Origin of the sequence: Pseudomonas sp. ENNP23, from assembly GCF_001728945.1 — a bacterium.
Taxonomy (GTDB): domain Bacteria; phylum Pseudomonadota; class Gammaproteobacteria; order Pseudomonadales; family Pseudomonadaceae; genus Metapseudomonas; species Metapseudomonas otitidis.
Map to the genome: position 1 here is coordinate 26,072 of NZ_LYSP01000041.1, position 16,194 is coordinate 42,265.

Genomic DNA, 16,194 nt, shown 5'->3' on the forward strand with positions numbered 1-16,194 from the left:
ATAAATGGGATGAGGTATTACAAATATGGCAGGAGACTTGATACTCCCCTATGTCACTGACGAGACGCTGACCACATTGACGGATGCGGGCGGTTCTGTTGGCAGCGAGGTACATCACGCCGATAAATACTCTAAAACTGCATGGGACGTACTGGAAGCTAGGCTCCACGAATCCAAATCAGGAATAACAACCAACAACAGAGTCGGCCTTCCTCCGCATTTCTATATTTCCTTCAGCCTGTCCAACTACAAAGGCAGCGGCCAAGTGGAGTTCAAGAAATTGATAAAACAGGCCACTCGACCACTAACGATCGTTACCAGCCACCCCGGCCTGGGTGACTGGAACACAAAGAGAATCGACGAAGTTTCGGCAGAAAAGTGCTTCCACGAAGCGCTACAGAGAGCCTCCATCACACTGGAAATATATGGATATGACAACAAGCCACTAATAAACAGAACAACAGGCACCATCAACGGAAGCATAAGCTACATGAAAAAAATAAATGAACACTAAAAATCAATCTAACCATTCAACCCAAACAGGCCAGCACAACTGACACCCCCATAAAACAGGAAGGGAAAAATACAATTGGCACGCCCATTAAAAAACCCTTCAACCTAGGGTAACTCTTGATAGACCAGACATGGTCAAGCCTGTGCTCACCACCAACGGCGCACCTAGAAAATTTAGAGGAGATATCAAGGCAAAACAATGAAGGCAAAAACTCAAACCCGGATGTTATGTATCGCAACAATCACTAAAGACTCATGGAGAACGAATAGATGCCAAAAGTTGATCCAGCCCCACTTGACATCATCGGATATCGAGGAGTCTCCCTGAACGGCATTGATTATCGATATATTTTTAGCCGCGGCTTCGAACAAAAAAGGGATGCTTTTACCGACGACCCTTACGACATGTATTACATCAGTCGCCTAGACGACCCTTCACCACGCAGCGGCGATATGGCATCCATCTCGGCAAACTGTGTATCCACCAAAATTAGCGCAGCTGCGCTTTTTCCGAACAATACAGATATAGAGTGGACGTGGATCTTCGCAGTATATGTAGCCCAAGGCTTCAATACCTATGAGCAACAGCAACTCGACGCATGGGAAATAATCAATAGAAAGCCGGAAATATACGGGACCTACTTAATGGACCGTGTCACTTGGCCTATTCACGCTGAAGAATTTGCTGCAGTCTCTATTCCAGGCAGGCATGTACTGGGATGTGTCAGGTGCCAGAGAATCTGGCTAGGTAACGACTGGAAACTAGGCGGGCAATACATATTGGATGACACTCTCTACTGGAACACAGCGAACATTGATACTGCGCTAGACGCGGACCGAGTTGGCAGGGTGAAAAATTTTATAAAACAGGAGATCAGGACTCACAGAGTCGGACAACTCCCCATGACAAACGAATAGCACGTTAGCTTGTAGCGGGAAATCAACTTCGAGCGATTGAAAATGATGAACCTCACATCACTTGCCGAAGAAACCAATCACATAGAATCAGGCACTGCACAAGCAATATACTAATATTTTCACCATTCACCACCCAAGAAAAACCTACCTCATGGATAACATCTACAAAGTTTCCAATCACAAAAATCACAGCAGAAATTACACATGAACATCATGAGCTGGAACATTAAGCAGTTCAACTACAACCCTCAGAAAGATGAAAACGAACAAATAGCTCGAATATACCAAATAGCCGAAATAGTACGCAGTCGAGATATTGACATCCTCGCAGTACTAGAAGTTCGGCCATCGATAAAAAGCCCTCTATTCGGCGAATCATATGACAATAGCCAAGGAGCATTAGCAATCACCCAACTAAAAGAAATACTTGGCGGGCAATGGCGCTATGCCTTGTCTGGAGGAAATGCGCACAAGGAGAGCAATAAGGGCGAACTGTATGCTTTCCTGTGGCGCTCCGACCGAGTAACCCCCTTAAATGAACCATCACTTATAAATACAGATGCGCAACAAAATATACTCCCATTCAAGAACCGTGTTCCAGCGATGATGCTATTTGGAGAGAACAACTCTAAACAGGTTTTTGCCATCATGGTCTATCACGCCCCTAACCCAAGCGAAATGAGCAGCAAGGAAATTGGCTATATAAAGAAACTTGCTCACATCCAAGAATTCCCAACAGTCCTTTGCGGAGATTTCAATATGGACACCAAGAATGTGTCCACCATTCTGCAGCCAGAGTTCAATCTAGCGGTCACCAATGAAACCAGCCTCCGCATCAAACCCACCGGTACTGATAATCCCTATGACGCTATCTTCTATCACGGACTAACCCTGCAATCAGCTGGCGGGGACAACCTCTTAGTTACAATAGAGAACACTCTGAATATGACCATTACCACGGCCCAAGAAATAAAATCTATCAAGCACTATACATCCGACCACGCACCGGTATGGGCCCAATTCTCACTCACCCAAAGAAAATCAGAACATAATGCACTTATCAACCAACCAGCGGGATAGAGAGTTTTAACCCAAAAAAATCGCTCTAACTCCGAGGAAGTACCGACAAAAAGGGGAAATATCTATTAAGGCCCTAACTGCTCCAAAATAATTCTGCCCCTGGGGGATTTGCCCCTTTTGACGTCGGGCGTATGCATGTCTTTAACCGTATTTATTGGAAGTAAAAATGCCCCGCCCCACTGACACAACCACCAGCCTCTCCCTCAGCGCCTCCGCCCTGACGGATCTCTACCCCCAGACGCTTTCCGGGGACGAGGCGTTGAACGAGTTGGGCAGCCTGACCCTCAATGGCGACAGCGCCACCGCGCTGACGTTGAGCAGTGCCGTGGCCACGCATATCACCGCCACCCTCCACAACGACGCCAACCAGCGCCCCCTCGACGCCCTGGCCGCAGAAATCCGCCAGCTCCCCGCCGATGCCACCGCCGACCGTTACCAGGTGGTGCTGCGCCCCTGGCTCTGGTGGCTGACCCTGGCCAGCAACAACCGGGTGTTCCAGAACCTGTCCACCAGCGACATCGTCACCACCATCTTCAAGGCCCATGGCTTCACCGATTTCAAGCTGTCGCTCTCCGGCAGCTACGAGCCGCGCGAGTATTGCGTGCAGTACGGGGAGACGGATTTCGCCTTCGTTTCGCGGCTGCTGGAGGAGGAAGGGATCTTCTGGTTCTTCACCCACGAGGACGGCAAGCACACGCTGGTGTTGGGCGACAGCAGTGATGCCTTCGTGCCGATTCCCAACGGGCCGAAGGTGCCCTACCTGGGCCAGGGCATCGGCGTGCGCGAGCTGCATGGCATCCGCTCGGCGCAGTACAGCGTGCAGGCGGTGAGCGGGGTATACAGCGCCACGGACTACGCCTTCACCACCCCCACCACCTCGCTCTACAGCAAGGCCGAGGCGGTGGCCGGGCCGTTGTCGATGTACGAGCACCCGGGCGGCTACATCGCCAAGGCGCGTGGCGATGCGCTGACCAAGCAGCGCGTGGACGGGCTGCGCAGCCAGGAGAAGCGCCTGATCGGCGAGAGCGACTGCCGCTGGCTGGTGCCCGGCCACTGGTTCACCCTCACCGGGCATGACGACGCCAGCCTTAATATCGACTGGGTGGTGACCGCCGTCACCCATGACGCCAGCCACGCGCACTACCGCAACCGCTTCGAAGCCATACCCAAGGCCACTGCCTACCGCCCGCCCCGGCTCACGCCCAAGCCGCGCATGCACACCCAGACCGCGCAGGTGGTGGGCAAGGCCGGCGAGGAGATCTGGACCGATCAGTACGGCCGTATCAAGATCCAGTTCCCCTGGGACCGCGACGGCAAGAATGACGAAACCTCGTCCTGCTGGGTGCGCGTGGTGCTGCCCTGGAGCGGCAAGGGCTTCGGCATGCAGTTCATCCCACGCATTGGCCAGGAGGTGATCGTCACCTTCATCGATGGCGACCCGGATCGCCCGCTGGTCACCGGCTGCGTCTACAACGGCGACAACACCCTGCCCTACGCCCTGCCCGACAACCAGACCCAGTCCGGTATCAAGACCAACTCCTCCAAGGGCGGTGGCGGCTTCAACGAGCTGCGCTTCGAGGACAAGAAAGACGCCGAGGAAGTCTTCCTCCAGGCGCAGAAGGACATGACCGTCAACGTGCTCAACGACAGCACTGCCACCATCGGCCATGACGAAACCCTCACGGTGCAGAACGCCCGCACCCGCACGGTGAAGGAAGGCGACGAGACCATCACCCTGGAGAAGGGCAAGCGCACGGTGACCATCCAGACCGGCAGCGACAGCCTCGATGTGAAGGACAGCCGCACCGTCAGCGTCGGCGCCGACCAGACCCACAGCACCGGCGGCAACTACAGCCACAAGGTGAGCGGCAACTACGAACTGACCGTGGACGGCAACCTCACCATCAAGGTGACCGGCACCCTCACCCTGCAGAGCAGCGGCGACTTCACCGCCAAGAGCGACAAGAACCTCACCACCCAGGCCGGCATGGCGCTCACCGACAAGGCCGGCACCTCGCTCACCAACCAGGCCGGCACCTCCCTGGACAACAAGGCCGGTACCACCCTCACCAACGACGCCGGCGTCAGCCTCACCAACAAGGCCGCCGCCGAACAGACCGTGGACGGCGGCGGCATGCTGACCATCAAGGGCGGACTGGTAAAGGTCAACTGAGGCGCCCATGGCCAACGGCAATCTCGACCTCACCCGTGGCGACAGCCGCCTCCAGGGCCGCCTGGAAGAGGGCGCCCTCGACGGCCCGGTGCGCATCCAGGAAGCCGGCCGCCCCCAGGCCCAGCTTCTCTATGCCAACGGCGTACTGCACGGCACCAGCACCCTCTACCACCCCAACGGCCAGGTGTCGGCGCTGCTGCCCTACGTGGACGGCCGCCTGCAGGGCGTGGCCCAGTACTTCGCCGCCGAAGGCGGGCTGCAACGCAAGGTCGGCTACCGCCAGGGGCTGATGCACGGCGAAGCCAGCAGCTACTACCCGGACGGCAGCCTGGCCGAACTGGAGCAGTACCGCGATGGCGTGCGCGACGGCCTCTACCAGCGCTTCCACGGCAACGGTCAGGTGGCCCAGCGCAGCCGCTACCTCAACGGCAAGCCGCTGGACGAAGGCCAGGGCTTCGCCGAGGACGGCCGGCCGCTGGACGCCGAGGGCAAGCCGATCTCGCGGCTGCGCTGGTGGTGGAGGCGCTGGAGCGAATCGAGCGAGGTCTGATCCGACCTTGAGCGGTACCTAGGGGATCAGCATCTGCATCTGGCCCGGCATGGCGACCTTGATCACCCCCGCCCAGTTGCACATCAGCATGCAGTTGGCATCCAGCGAAGGCATGTTGCCCAGCAGCATCGTCGGCGCCCCCGGTATCCAGGGCGACATCGTCGCGGGGATGCACGGCATCGGCGTCAGCACGCCCAGTGCGGCAGCGGTGGCGGCGGCCACCATGGGGTTGGCCAGACTCTGGCACATGCCGAAGGGCATGATGTTCACCAGCGGAATGTGATCCATGATGTTCGCCGCCGGCATGTTGTTGGTGAGCGTCCGGTTGACCGGCAGCACGTTCAGCACCGACGGCGCCACCCCGAAACTGCATTGCAGCGTCGCACCGCTGCACACCTGCGGACATCCCATCGCACACCCTCCTTTTGCTGGTCGGCAAAGACTCTAGACCAGCGCCCCGACCTCCACCAGAGCCCCCATGCCGCTTTTTCGCCGACAAACCGGCGCAGCATTCCGTATCGCAAAATACGATACAGAATCTGGAACAAGACACCTCCTTCGCCCCCAACCCAACGACCAAAACCTTCGCCCCAGAGCGTCACACCACGCTCAAGATCCAGGAAATACGAAGCATGCACGGCTCAGGCATTGGAGCCAGCCATCCGCAAAGCGATACACGACCATTACGCGATACATATTTTTATGTTTGATATTTGATTTAGTATCATTTAAAAAGAGCGCCATGGCCCTCCCACGAACCCTGCATGGCTGGAGAACGGCATGTACGCACAATTGGTAGAAACCGGCGCCAAGCGCGTGAAGGCGCTGGACGAGATGTCGCCCGAGGAGCGCGCCTTCCAGGAGCGGATCGACGCCGAGATCAAGATCGAGCCGAAGAACTGGATGCCCGACGGCTACCGCCAGACGCTGATCCGGCAGATTTCCCAGCACGCCCACTCCGAGATCGTCGGCATGTTGCCGGAAGGCAACTGGGTCACCCGCGCGCCGACCCTCAAGCGCAAACTGCAACTGATGGCGAAGATCCAGGACGAGGCCGGACACGGCCTGTACCTCTACAGCGCCATGGAGACCCTCGGCGCCTGCCGCGACGAGGAAGTCGCCAAGCTGCACGCCGGCAAGGTGAAGTACTCCAGCATCTTCAACTACCCGACACTGAACTGGGCCGACATGGGCGCCATCGGCTGGCTGGTGGACGGCGCCGCGATCGTCAACCAGGTGGTGCTGCAGCGCACCTCCTACGGCCCCTACTCCCGCGCCATGGTGCGCATCTGCAAGGAAGAGTCCTTCCACCAGCGCCAGGGCTACGAAATCCTCCTGCACATGATGCGCCACGGTAACCAGGCCCAGCGGGACATGGTCCAGGACGCCATCAACCGCCTCTGGTGGCCGGCACTGATGATGTTCGGCCCGAGCGACGCCGACTCCCCCAACAGCGCCCAGTCCATGGCCTGGAAGATCAAGCGCCAGAGCAACGACGAGCTGCGCCAGCGCTTCATCGACCAGACCGTGCCGCAACTGGAGTTCCTCGGCTGCACCGCCCCCGACCCGGACCTGAAGTGGAACGAAGCGCGCGGCCACTACGACTTCGGCGAAATCGACTGGAGCGAGTTCTACGAAGTGCTCAAGGGCAACGGCCCCTGCAACCACGAGCGCCTCGCCACCCGCCGCAAGGCCATCGAGGATGGCGCCTGGGTACGCGAAGCCGCCGTGGCCCATGCCCGCAAGCAGCGCGAACGCAGCGCCGCCTGACCTGACGACAAGAAGGGCGCCGGCACGACCCGGCCCCATGAGGAGATAGCCCCATGAGTGAGTGGACCCTGTTTGAAGTGTTCGTGCGCAGCAAGCACGGCCTCAACCACAAGCATGTCGGCAGCGTGCACGCCGCCGATGCCCGCATGGCCATCGACAACGCCCGCGAGCTGTACACCCGCCGCAACGAGGGCGTGAGCCTGTGGGTGGTGCCCTCCGCACTGATCACCGCCTCCGCCCCGGACGAGAAGGAGCCGCTGTTCGACCCGTCCCAGGACAAGGTCTACCGCCACGCCAGCTTCTACGAGCTGCCGGCCGAAGTCGGTCACATGTGAGGCGCCTGCCATGACTGCCAAGCACGATCTCATCGACCTCCTGCTGCGCCTCGGCGACAGCGCCCTGATCCAGGGCCAGCGCCTGTGCGAATGGTGCGGCCGCGCCCCGGCCCTGGAAGAAGAACTGGCACTGATGAACGTCGGCCTCGACCTGGTGGGCCAGGCCCGCAACTGGCTGGACTACGCCGCCGAGCTGCTGGACGACGGCCGCGACGCCGACCACCTGGCCTACCGCCGGGACGAACGCGCCTACCGCAACCTGCTGCTGGTGGAGCAGCCCAACGGCGACTTCGCCGTCACCATGACCAAGCAGTTCCTCTTTGATGCCTGGTACTTCCAGGTGCTGCACGGCCTCTCCACCTCCGCTGACGAGCGGGTCGCCGGCATCGCCGCCAAGGCGCTGAAGGAAGTCACCTACCACCTGCGCCGCTCCAGCGAATGGGTGCAGCGCCTGGGCGACGGCACCGAGGAAAGCCACCGGCGCATGCTCGCTGCCGTGAGCGCGCTGTGGCGCTTCAGCGTCGAACTGGTGAATGCCGACGAGGTGGAGCAGCGCCTGTTCGAGGCCGGCATCGCGCCGAATCCGCAGGACATCGCCGACGGCTGGCAGGCCAAGGTCGCCGACGTATTCGCCCTTGCCACCCTGCCGTTGCCGGCGCCGGCCAGCCCCTTCTACCTCTCCGGTCGCAAGGGCCTGCACACCGAGCACCTGGGCCTGCTGCTGGCCGAGATGCAGTTCCTCCAGCGGGCCTACCCCGATGCAAGCTGGTGAGCTGATCGCCAGCGACCGCGCGCCCCTGGGTGCCGGCGACATCACCCGTGCCTGGCAGGTGCTGGACGCGGTGATGGACCCGGAAGTCCCGGTGGTCAGCGTGGTCGACCTCGGCATCGTGCGGGCGCTGGAGCGCGACGGCGGCCTGCTGCATGTAGTGGTCACGCCCACCTATTCCGGCTGCCCGGCCACCGAGGTGATCGAGCGGGACATCGAGCAGGCGCTGCTGCAGGCGGGCTTCGTCCCGCGTCTGGAGCGCCGCCTGACGCCCGCCTGGACCACCGACTGGATCAGCGCCGAAGGCCGCGAACGGCTGCGCGCCTACGGCATCGCCCCGCCCGAAGGCAGCGCCAGCAAACGCAGCCTGCTCGGGGAGGCGCCGGAGATCCGCTGCCCGCAATGCGGCAGCGCCCACACCGAACAGCTCAGCGAATTCGGCTCCACCGCCTGCAAGGCCCTGCACCGCTGCAGGGACTGCCTGGAGCCGTTCGATTACTTCAAGTGCATCTAGGCGGGCGAGCACGAACGGCGGCGCTCGCCTTCGTCCCCCGCGCGGCCAAGCCGCAGGAGAGAACATGAGCCAATTCCATAGCCTGACCATCAAGGACGTGCGCCCGGAAACCCGCGACGCCGTGTCCATCGCCTTCGACATCCCCGAGAGCCTGGCCGAAGCCTTCCACTTCACCCAGGGCCAGTACCTGGTGCTGCGCACCGAGCTGGATGGCGAGGAGGTACGCCGCTCCTACTCCATCTGCACCGGCACCGGCGACGGCGAACTGCGCGTGGCCATCAAGCGCGTGGCCGGGGGGCGCTTCTCCACCTTCGCCAACGAGCGCCTGCAACCCGGCCAGCGCCTGGACGTGATGCCGCCGGACGGGCGCTTCTTCGTGCCCCTCGACCCGGCCCGCCACGGCCAGTACCTCGCCGTGGCGGCCGGCAGCGGCATCACGCCGATCCTGTCGATCATCAAGACCACCCTCGAGCGCGAGCCCCGCAGCCGCTTCACCCTGCTCTACGGCAACCGCTCCAGCGCCTCCGCGCTGTTCCGCGAACAACTGGAGGACCTGAAGAACCGCTTCCTCCAGCGCCTCAACCTGATCTTCGTGTTCAGCCGCGAGCAGCAGGACGTGGACCTCTACAACGGCCGCATCGACGCCGACAAATGCGGCCAACTGTTCGCCCGCTGGATCGACGTGAAGGCCCTGGATGCCGCCTTCATCTGCGGTCCGCAGGCCATGACCGAGACCGTCCGCGACCAGTTGCAGGGCCACGGCCTGGCGGCCGAACGCATCCATTTCGAACTCTTCGCCAGCGAAGGCGCCGCCGCCCGCCGCCAGGCCCGCGAAGCCGCCCGTGCCGCCAACAGCGCCAGCAGCCAGGTCACCGTCATCAGCGACGGCCGCGCCCTGAGCTTCGACCTGCCGCGCAACACCCAGAGCCTGCTCGAAGCCGGCAACGCCCAGGGCCTGGAGTTGCCCTACTCCTGCAAGGCCGGGGTGTGCTCCACCTGCAAGTGCAAGGTCATCGAAGGCGAGGTGGAGATGGACAGCAACTTCGCCCTGGAGGACTACGAAGTGGCCGCCGGCTACGTGCTCTCGTGCCAGTCCTACCCGGTGAGCGACAGGGTCGTCCTCGACTTCGACCAGCCCTGAACCGACTCGCTCCGTAGGGTGGGCTTCAGCCCACCACGTCCCGTGCAGCCATCGGTGGGCTGAAGCCCACCCTACGAAGAGACAGCTCCACCCGCTTCACCTGCGTTGCACCGCCTCTACAACCACAACAAGAGAGAGCACCCATGACCCCGCACGACCTCGAACGCATCCGGCAGCACCCGGATTTCATTCAGTTGGTCCGGCGCAAGCAGCGCCTGACCTGGTCCCTCACCGGCGCCATGCTGGTCATCTACTACGGCTTCGTGCTGCTGGTGGCCTTCGCCCCCGGCGTGCTCGGCCAGTCCCTCAGTGGCGGCGTCACCAGCGTCGGCATGCTGGTGGGCGTCGGCGTGATCCTGCTGTCGTTCGCCCTCACCGGCATCTACGTCTCGAAGACCAATAGCGTCATCGACCCGCTCAACGACAAGGTCAAAAAGGTGCTCGCCCCATGAAAGCGCTCGCCTCCCTGCTGCTCGGCGCCGGCCTGCTGGCCTCGCCGCTGGCCTTCGCCGCCGATGCCAGCCGCCCGCTGAACTGGACGGCCATCTACATGTTCCTGGCCTTCGTCGTGTTCACCCTCGGCATCACCCGCTGGGCCGCCCTGCGCACCCGCTCCACCGCCGACTTCTACACCGCCGGTGGCGGCCTCACCGGCTTCCAGAATGGCCTGGCGATCGCCGGCGACATGATCAGCGCGGCGTCCTTCCTCGGCATCTCCGCGATGATGTTCATGAACGGCTACGACGGCCTGCTCTACGCCCTGGGCGTGCTCGCCGGCTGGCCGATCATCCTCTTCCTGATCGCCGAACGCCTGCGCAACCTGGGCAAGTTCACCTTCGCCGACGTGGTGTCCTACCGCCTGGAACAGAGCCCGATCCGCATCACCGCGGCCTTCGGCACCCTCACCGTGGCGCTGATGTACCTGGTGGCGCAGATGGTCGGCGCCGGCAAGCTGATCGAACTGCTGTTCGGCCTCAGCTACCTGCAGGCGGTATTGCTGGTGGGCGCGCTGATGGTCTGCTACGTCACCTTCGGCGGCATGCTGGCCACCACCTGGGTGCAGATCATCAAGGCGGTGCTGCTGCTCTCCGGCACCAGCTTCATGGCCTTCATGGTGCTCCGGCACTTCGGCTTCAGCACCGAGGCGATGTTCGCTGCCGCCACCGAGGTGCACGCCAAGGGCACCGCGATCATGGCGCCGGGCGGGCTGCTGTCGAACCCCGTCGACGCCATCTCCCTGGGGCTCGGCATGATGTTCGGCACCGCCGGCCTGCCGCACATCCTCATGCGCTTCTTCACCGTCAGCGACGCCAGGGAAGCCCGCAAGAGCGTGTTCTACGCCACCGGCTTCATCGGCTACTTCTACCTGCTGCTGATCGTGGTGGGCTTCGGCTCCATCGTCATGGTGGGCACCAACCCCGAGTTCCGTGATGCGGCCGGCGCCATCATCGGCGGCGGCAACATGGTGGCGGTGCACCTGTCCCACGCGGTGGGCGGCAGCCTGTTCCTCGGCTTCATCTCCGCCGTGGCCTTCGCCACCATCCTCGCGGTGGTGGCCGGGCTGGCGCTGTCCGGCGCCTCCGCCGTGTCCCACGACCTGTATGCCTGCGTGGTGCGCAAGGGCAAGGCCAGCGAGCGTGAGGAAATGCGCGTCTCGCGCATCGCCACCCTCGGCATCGGCGTGCTGGCGGTGATCCTCGGGCTGCTCTTCGAATCACAGAACATCGCCTTCCTCTCCGGCCTGGTGCTGGCCATCGCCGCCTCGGTCAACTTCCCGGTGTTGTTCCTTTCCATGTTCTGGAAGGGCCTGACCACCCGTGGCGCGGTCGCCGGCAGCGTCGCCGGGCTGCTCTCGGCCATCGTCCTGCTGGTGCTCAGCCCGGCGGTGTGGGTCAACGTGCTGCACCACGAAACGCCGCTGTTCCCCTACTCCAACCCGGCGCTGTTCTCCATGGGCCTGGCCTTCTTCAGTGCCTGGGCGTTCTCGGTGACGGACGCCTCCGAGCGCGCCCGGCAGGAACGCGGCCGCTACCTGGCGCAGTTCATCCGCTCCATGACCGGCATCGGCGCCGCCGCTGCCAGCCGCCACTGACCCGACGGCTTGACGGACACAACAACAATGAAACGCCTCAACCGGACCACACCGCTGCTCGCCACCCTGGCCCTCTGGTTGCGCCACCCACGAGACCCAGCCGGCACCCGGAGTGCCGGCCTTTTTCACGGAGAATCCCCATGAGCAACGCCCCCACCCTGCAGAGCTTCATCGGCGGCCGCTGGATCGGCCAGCACGGTGCCCAAGTGCTGCGCAGCGCCCTCAACGGGCAACCGCTGTTCCGCACCCATGAAGAAACGCCGGACTTCGCCGAAGCCGTGGACTTCGGCCGCACCCGCGGCGTCCCGGCGCTCATGGCCCTGGACTTCCAACAGCGCGCCGCGCGCCTCAAGGCCCTGGCGCTGTACCTCAACGAGCGCAAGGAGCAGCTCTACGCCCTCTCCCACCACAGCGGCGCCACCCGTACCGACAGCTGGATCGACATCGAGGGCGGCACCGGCACCCTGTTCGCCTATGCCGGTGTCGGCGCCCGCGAGCTGCCCTCCGGCAACCTCGTCCACGAAGGCCCGGCCCTGCCCCTGGGCAAGCACAACCAGTTCGCCGGCACCCATATCCTGGTGCCGCGCGGCGGCGTGGCGGTGCACATCAACGCCTTCAACTTCCCCATCTGGGGGATGCTGGAAAAGTTCGCCCCCACCTTCCTCGCCGGTATGCCCTGCATCGTCAAACCGGCCAGCGCCACCAGCTACCTGACCGAGGCCACCGTGCGCCTGATGCACGAGTCCGGCCTGCTCCCGGAAGGCAGCCTGCAACTGGTGATCGGCAGTACCGGCGACCTGCTGGACCGCCTCCAGGGCCAGGACGTGGTGACCTTCACCGGCTCCGCCGACACCGCTGCCAAGCTGCGAGTGAACGCCAACCTGGTGCGCCACTCCATCCCCTTCAATGCCGAGGCGGATTCGCTGAACTGCGCCATCCTCGCCCCGGAGATCAACCCGGACGACCCGGAGTTCGACCTCTTCGTCAAGGAAGTGGCCCGCGAGATGACCGTCAAGGCCGGGCAGAAATGCACCGCCATCCGCCGCGCCATCGTCCCGGCGAAGCACATCGACGCCGTGGCCGAACGCCTGCGCGAGCGCCTGGCCAAGGTAGTGGTGGGTGACCCGTCGGTGGAGGGCGTGAAGATGGGCGCCCTCGCCTCCCATGCCCAGCAGGCGGACGTCGCCGAGCGGGTGAGCGCCCTGCTGACCGGCAGCGAGCTGCTGTTCGGCGCCCGCGACGGCTTCACCCCCCGTGGCGAGGGCGTGGCCGAAGGCGCCTTCTTCGCCCCCACCCTGCTGCGCGCCCGCGACCCGCACGCCGAGGGCGGCGCCCACGACATCGAGGCCTTCGGCCCGGTGAGCACCCTGATGGCCTACGAGGACCTGGACGAGGCCGTCGCCCTGGCCGCCCGAGGCAAGGGCAGCCTGGTGGCCAGCCTGGTCACCAAGGACCCGGCCGTCGCCGCCCGCGTGGGGCCGATGATGGGCGCCCTGCACGGCCGCGTGCACATCCTCGACCGCGAGGCCGCCGCCGAATCCACCGGCCACGGCTCGCCGCTGCCGATGCTCAAGCACGGCGGCCCCGGCCGCGCCGGCGGCGGTGAGGAGCTGGGCGGCCTGCGCGCGGTGAAGCACTACCTGCAACGCACCGCCGTGCAGGGCTCGCCGAGCATGCTGGCCGCCGTCACCCGCGAGCACGTGCGCGGCGCCCGGGTGATCGAGACCGAGGTGCACCCGTTCCGCCGCTGGTTCGACGAGCTGCAGATCGGCGAGTCGCTGCTGACCCACCGCCGCACCGTGACCGAGGCGGACATCGTCAACTTCGGCTGCCTCTCGGGCGACCACTTCTACATGCACTTCGACGAACTGGCGGCCCGGGACTCCCAATTCGGCAAGCGCATCGCCCATGGCTACTTCGTGCTCTCCGCTGCCGCCGGCCTGTTCGTCTCCCCCGCACCCGGCCCGGTGCTGGCCAACTACGGCCTGGACACCCTGCGCTTCATCGAGCCGGTGGGTATCGGCGACACCCTCCAGGCGCGCCTGACCTGCAAACGCAAGATCGACCAGGGCAAGAAGAGCCCCAAAGGCGAACCCCAGGGTGTGGTCGCCTGGGACGTGGAGGTCACCAACCAGCACGGCGAGCTGGTGGCCAGCTACGACATCCTCACCCTGGTGCTCAAGCGCCCGGAAGGCGCCTGATCAGCCTCGATTCTCCGTGAGCGATTCGACCGGCCCTGTGGCCGGTCTTTTTTGGCTGGCTCCAGCGCCGTTGTTATGGGGTCAAGTCGATTACCGACTCCGTCTCGCCTTCCCGGGCGAGCCCCATTTGACGAAAGACAAGCCCTGGGATCGCGGACCAAGGATCGGGACCGGAACGATGCGGTTCGCGAGCTCACCACATCCTACGGGGGCTCATGCGAATCGCGTCATCTGCATCTCCCGCAGACGGCTCAGGGTACGGCGGAAGGGGAAGGCCAGCCCGCCCTCGGTGTAGAGCGCCTCCAGCGGCACGGCAGCCTCCAGGTAGAGCGGCACCCGGCGGTCGTAGCACTCATCCACCAGGGCGATGAAGCGGCGCACGCCGTCGTCCTTGGGCGACAGGCGCGGCAACTGGCGGTCGCCGGCGGCGACCTTCTCGGCAGCGTCCTCGGTGCCACGGGCGATGCGCCCTTCCCGCTCGGCTGCACCCAGCACCGGCACCGCGCCGAGGAGGATGGCCGGGAAGCGGTCGCACAGCTCGATGAAATCCAGCGCCGCCAGGGGTGCCTCGCACAGGTGGGCATAGTCACACCAGAGCACGCCCTCGCCGCGCAGGCGCACCGTCACCTCGCGGTGGGCCAGTTGCAGCGGCGCATCGGTGGCCGGTGCATCGCCATTCAGGGTGCGGAACACCCCGGCCAGGGCGTCCGGCTCGGCCACCCAATAGCGCTGGGTCACGGCGCCCGGGTGCAGGCGGTGGTCCTGACCGCCGTCCACTTCCACGACGTCGGTGTGTCGCTCCAGGGCGGCGATGGCGGGCAGGAAGCGGTCACGGTTGAAGCCGTCGGCATACAACTGCGAAGGCAGCTGGTTGGAGGTGGCCACCAGGGTCACGCCCTCGTCGAACATCGCCTGCAGCAGCCGCCCGAGGATCAGCGCATCGCCGATGTCGCTGACAAACAGCTCGTCGAAGCACAGCACCCGCACCTCGGTGGCCAGCTCACGGGCCAGGGCGAGCAGCGGGTCCGGCGTGCCGGTCAGGGCGAACAGCCGCTGGTGCACCCAGCGCATGAAGTGGTGGAAGTGCTGGCGCCGGGCGGACACCGACAGGCTGGCGTGGAAGCGGTCCATCAGCCAGGTCTTGCCGCGCCCCACCGGCCCCCACAGGTACACGCCCCGCACCCTCGGCTCGCCGGCCTGCAGGGCCTGCTGGCAAACCTCCAGCAGCGTGGCGGCGCGGCGTTGCGCCGGGTCCTCGGCAAAGCCCTGACGGGCCAGTGCGTCTTCGTAGGCCGCCAGCGGCGACAGCGCATCCATGATGGGACTCCTCCCGGGAATTCGCGGCGCAGTCTACCCGAGCGGCAAGGCCACGGTCGCCTGCGGCAGGCCGTTGCCGCCCGATCCTCTCTGCGGAGTGGGTGAAGGCCCTGGAACGGGCGCTCCAGCCCATGGCACAGCGCTTGCTACCCGGCCCCCGACAAGGAATTTTCCGGAGGGAATCACCATGGGCCTGTTCTCCGTCGACCCCACCCGCTCGCGCGATGTCACCGCCAGCGCACGGCTCGTCAGCCGCGGCCAGGCAGCCGCAACCAGCGATCCCGCACCGGCGCCAACCGCCCGTACCCTGCGCCAGAACACCCCAGCCCCCGACACGCGAGCAGCCCAGCGCGATGCGGCCTACGACGAAGCCTTCGCCCGCCTCAAGGTGGACCTGCAGAACAACGGCGAGCGCGTCCGCGACGAGGTCTACCCCGACGCCGAGCGCGCGGCGGCCAGCGTCGAGAAACCCGTCGCCAGCAAGGCCTCCCAGGAGTTCCATGCCTACATGGAGAAGACCGACTCGGAGAAGATCCGCGACAAGATCCTCAAGCAGATGGGACTGACCGAGGAGGATCTGGAAAAAATGCCACCGGAGAAGCGCGAGCAGGTGGAGAAGATGATCGCCCAGCGCATGACCGAGCTGAACGCCCTGCAGCAGCAACAGCAGAAGGAAGAGAAGGAGCCGGGGTCGATCCCCCTCAGCTTCCAGGACATCCGCCTGCGCAACCTGATCAACGGCTGACGCCCCCGGCCGCCGGGGGACGATGACGGCTCCCCCGCGCACGGAATGCGAACCGGCGGCACAGACGCCTTGGAAG

The 16,194-nt window shown here is 63.9% G+C and carries 16 protein-coding genes; 14 read left to right on the top strand and 2 right to left on the bottom strand.

All coding sequences use genetic code 11. The features are described 5' to 3' along the window. The first annotated feature begins 25 nt into the window (after positions 1-25). The 5 genes from A9G05_RS27405 to A9G05_RS20870 all read left to right on the top strand — a co-directional run bounded on the left by A9G05_RS27405 (position 26) and on the right by A9G05_RS20870 (position 5,234). The gene (locus tag A9G05_RS27405) at positions 26-514 is read left to right on the top strand and encodes a hypothetical protein (RefSeq protein ID WP_139131205.1); all 489 of its coding nucleotides are present in this window, start codon (positions 26-28) and stop codon (positions 512-514) included. Between the two features lie 269 nt (positions 515-783). After that, positions 784-1,431, top strand: a complete 648-nt coding sequence (locus A9G05_RS27410) for a hypothetical protein (RefSeq protein WP_139131206.1) — start codon at positions 784-786, stop codon at positions 1,429-1,431. 204 nt (positions 1,432-1,635) lie between these two features. Continuing rightward, complete coding sequence (locus tag A9G05_RS27415) at positions 1,636-2,511, top strand: hypothetical protein (protein WP_139131207.1); 876 nt, start codon at positions 1,636-1,638, stop codon at positions 2,509-2,511. Positions 2,512-2,677: 166 nt separating this feature from the next. Further along, positions 2,678-4,684 carry a type VI secretion system tip protein VgrG gene (gene tssI / locus A9G05_RS20865; RefSeq protein WP_069562769.1) on the top strand — a complete coding sequence of 669 codons (2,007 nt, stop codon included), beginning with the start codon at positions 2,678-2,680 and terminating at the stop codon, positions 4,682-4,684. A 7-nt stretch (positions 4,685-4,691) separates the two neighbouring features. Further along, positions 4,692-5,234 carry a toxin-antitoxin system YwqK family antitoxin gene (locus A9G05_RS20870; protein ID WP_069562770.1) on the top strand — a complete coding sequence of 181 codons (543 nt, stop codon included), beginning with the start codon at positions 4,692-4,694 and terminating at the stop codon, positions 5,232-5,234. Between the two features lie 18 nt (positions 5,235-5,252). Here A9G05_RS20870 and A9G05_RS20875 read toward each other — a convergent pair whose 3' ends face one another. Further along, positions 5,253-5,645 carry a DUF4280 domain-containing protein gene (locus A9G05_RS20875; protein WP_069562771.1) on the bottom strand — a complete coding sequence of 131 codons (393 nt, stop codon included), beginning with the start codon at positions 5,643-5,645 and terminating at the stop codon, positions 5,253-5,255. Between the two features lie 369 nt (positions 5,646-6,014). Here A9G05_RS20875 and paaA point away from each other — a divergent pair, with 369 nt between their 5' ends. The 8 genes from paaA to paaZ all read left to right on the top strand — a co-directional run bounded on the left by paaA (position 6,015) and on the right by paaZ (position 14,056). Then, a complete protein-coding gene (gene paaA, locus A9G05_RS20880; RefSeq protein ID WP_044404043.1) occupies positions 6,015-7,004 on the top strand; it encodes a 1,2-phenylacetyl-CoA epoxidase subunit PaaA in 990 nt (329 codons plus the stop codon). Between the two features lie 53 nt (positions 7,005-7,057). Next, positions 7,058-7,339 carry a 1,2-phenylacetyl-CoA epoxidase subunit PaaB gene (gene paaB, locus A9G05_RS20885; RefSeq protein WP_069562772.1) on the top strand — a complete coding sequence of 94 codons (282 nt, stop codon included), beginning with the start codon at positions 7,058-7,060 and terminating at the stop codon, positions 7,337-7,339. Positions 7,340-7,349: 10 nt separating this feature from the next. Continuing rightward, positions 7,350-8,111, top strand: coding sequence for a 1,2-phenylacetyl-CoA epoxidase subunit PaaC (gene paaC / locus A9G05_RS20890; protein ID WP_069562773.1), 762 nt, complete (start codon positions 7,350-7,352; stop codon positions 8,109-8,111). Further along, positions 8,098-8,622: a 1,2-phenylacetyl-CoA epoxidase subunit PaaD gene (paaD, locus tag A9G05_RS20895; protein ID WP_069562774.1), complete on the top strand. Its 525-nt coding sequence runs from the start codon at positions 8,098-8,100 to the stop codon at positions 8,620-8,622. Before paaC ends, paaD begins: the two co-directional genes overlap by 14 nt. A gap of 64 nt (positions 8,623-8,686) precedes the next feature. Continuing rightward, positions 8,687-9,763, top strand: a complete 1,077-nt coding sequence (gene paaE, locus A9G05_RS20900) for a 1,2-phenylacetyl-CoA epoxidase subunit PaaE (RefSeq protein ID WP_069562775.1) — start codon at positions 8,687-8,689, stop codon at positions 9,761-9,763. A gap of 143 nt (positions 9,764-9,906) precedes the next feature. After that, the gene (locus A9G05_RS20905; protein ID WP_069562776.1) at positions 9,907-10,215 is read left to right on the top strand and encodes a DUF485 domain-containing protein; all 309 of its coding nucleotides are present in this window, start codon (positions 9,907-9,909) and stop codon (positions 10,213-10,215) included. Then, a complete protein-coding gene (locus tag A9G05_RS20910; RefSeq protein WP_069562777.1) occupies positions 10,212-11,855 on the top strand; it encodes a cation acetate symporter in 1,644 nt (547 codons plus the stop codon). Before A9G05_RS20905 ends, A9G05_RS20910 begins: the two co-directional genes overlap by 4 nt. Before the next feature lie 140 nt (positions 11,856-11,995). Further along, positions 11,996-14,056: a phenylacetic acid degradation bifunctional protein PaaZ gene (gene paaZ, locus A9G05_RS20915; protein WP_069562778.1), complete on the top strand. Its 2,061-nt coding sequence runs from the start codon at positions 11,996-11,998 to the stop codon at positions 14,054-14,056. A gap of 213 nt (positions 14,057-14,269) precedes the next feature. Here the strand turns inward: paaZ and zapE are convergent, their stop codons facing one another. Beyond that, on the bottom strand, positions 14,270-15,373 hold the full coding sequence (zapE, locus tag A9G05_RS20920; RefSeq protein WP_069562779.1) for a cell division protein ZapE: 1,104 nt from the start codon (positions 15,371-15,373) through the stop codon (positions 14,270-14,272). A 187-nt stretch (positions 15,374-15,560) separates the two neighbouring features. On the opposite strand from zapE, the gene A9G05_RS20925 reads away from it, so the two are divergent. Then, positions 15,561-16,118, top strand: a complete 558-nt coding sequence (locus tag A9G05_RS20925) for a hypothetical protein (RefSeq protein ID WP_069562780.1) — start codon at positions 15,561-15,563, stop codon at positions 16,116-16,118. Positions 16,119-16,194 lie beyond the last annotated feature (76 nt).

Coding starts and splice junctions, on each gene's coding strand:
- A9G05_RS27405 (WP_139131205.1), top strand. CDS start 26: ATGGCAGGAGACTTGATACTCCCCTATGTCACTGACGAGACGCTGACC.
- A9G05_RS27410 (WP_139131206.1), top strand. CDS start 784: ATGCCAAAAGTTGATCCAGCCCCACTTGACATCATCGGATATCGAGGA.
- A9G05_RS27415 (WP_139131207.1), top strand. CDS start 1,636: ATGAACATCATGAGCTGGAACATTAAGCAGTTCAACTACAACCCTCAG.
- tssI (WP_069562769.1), top strand. CDS start 2,678: ATGCCCCGCCCCACTGACACAACCACCAGCCTCTCCCTCAGCGCCTCC.
- A9G05_RS20870 (WP_069562770.1), top strand. CDS start 4,692: ATGGCCAACGGCAATCTCGACCTCACCCGTGGCGACAGCCGCCTCCAG.
- A9G05_RS20875 (WP_069562771.1), bottom strand. CDS start 5,645: ATGGGATGTCCGCAGGTGTGCAGCGGTGCGACGCTGCAATGCAGTTTC.
- paaA (WP_044404043.1), top strand. CDS start 6,015: ATGTACGCACAATTGGTAGAAACCGGCGCCAAGCGCGTGAAGGCGCTG.
- paaB (WP_069562772.1), top strand. CDS start 7,058: ATGAGTGAGTGGACCCTGTTTGAAGTGTTCGTGCGCAGCAAGCACGGC.
- paaC (WP_069562773.1), top strand. CDS start 7,350: ATGACTGCCAAGCACGATCTCATCGACCTCCTGCTGCGCCTCGGCGAC.
- paaD (WP_069562774.1), top strand. CDS start 8,098: ATGCAAGCTGGTGAGCTGATCGCCAGCGACCGCGCGCCCCTGGGTGCC.
- paaE (WP_069562775.1), top strand. CDS start 8,687: ATGAGCCAATTCCATAGCCTGACCATCAAGGACGTGCGCCCGGAAACC.
- A9G05_RS20905 (WP_069562776.1), top strand. CDS start 9,907: ATGACCCCGCACGACCTCGAACGCATCCGGCAGCACCCGGATTTCATT.
- A9G05_RS20910 (WP_069562777.1), top strand. CDS start 10,212: ATGAAAGCGCTCGCCTCCCTGCTGCTCGGCGCCGGCCTGCTGGCCTCG.
- paaZ (WP_069562778.1), top strand. CDS start 11,996: ATGAGCAACGCCCCCACCCTGCAGAGCTTCATCGGCGGCCGCTGGATC.
- zapE (WP_069562779.1), bottom strand. CDS start 15,373: ATGGATGCGCTGTCGCCGCTGGCGGCCTACGAAGACGCACTGGCCCGT.
- A9G05_RS20925 (WP_069562780.1), top strand. CDS start 15,561: ATGGGCCTGTTCTCCGTCGACCCCACCCGCTCGCGCGATGTCACCGCC.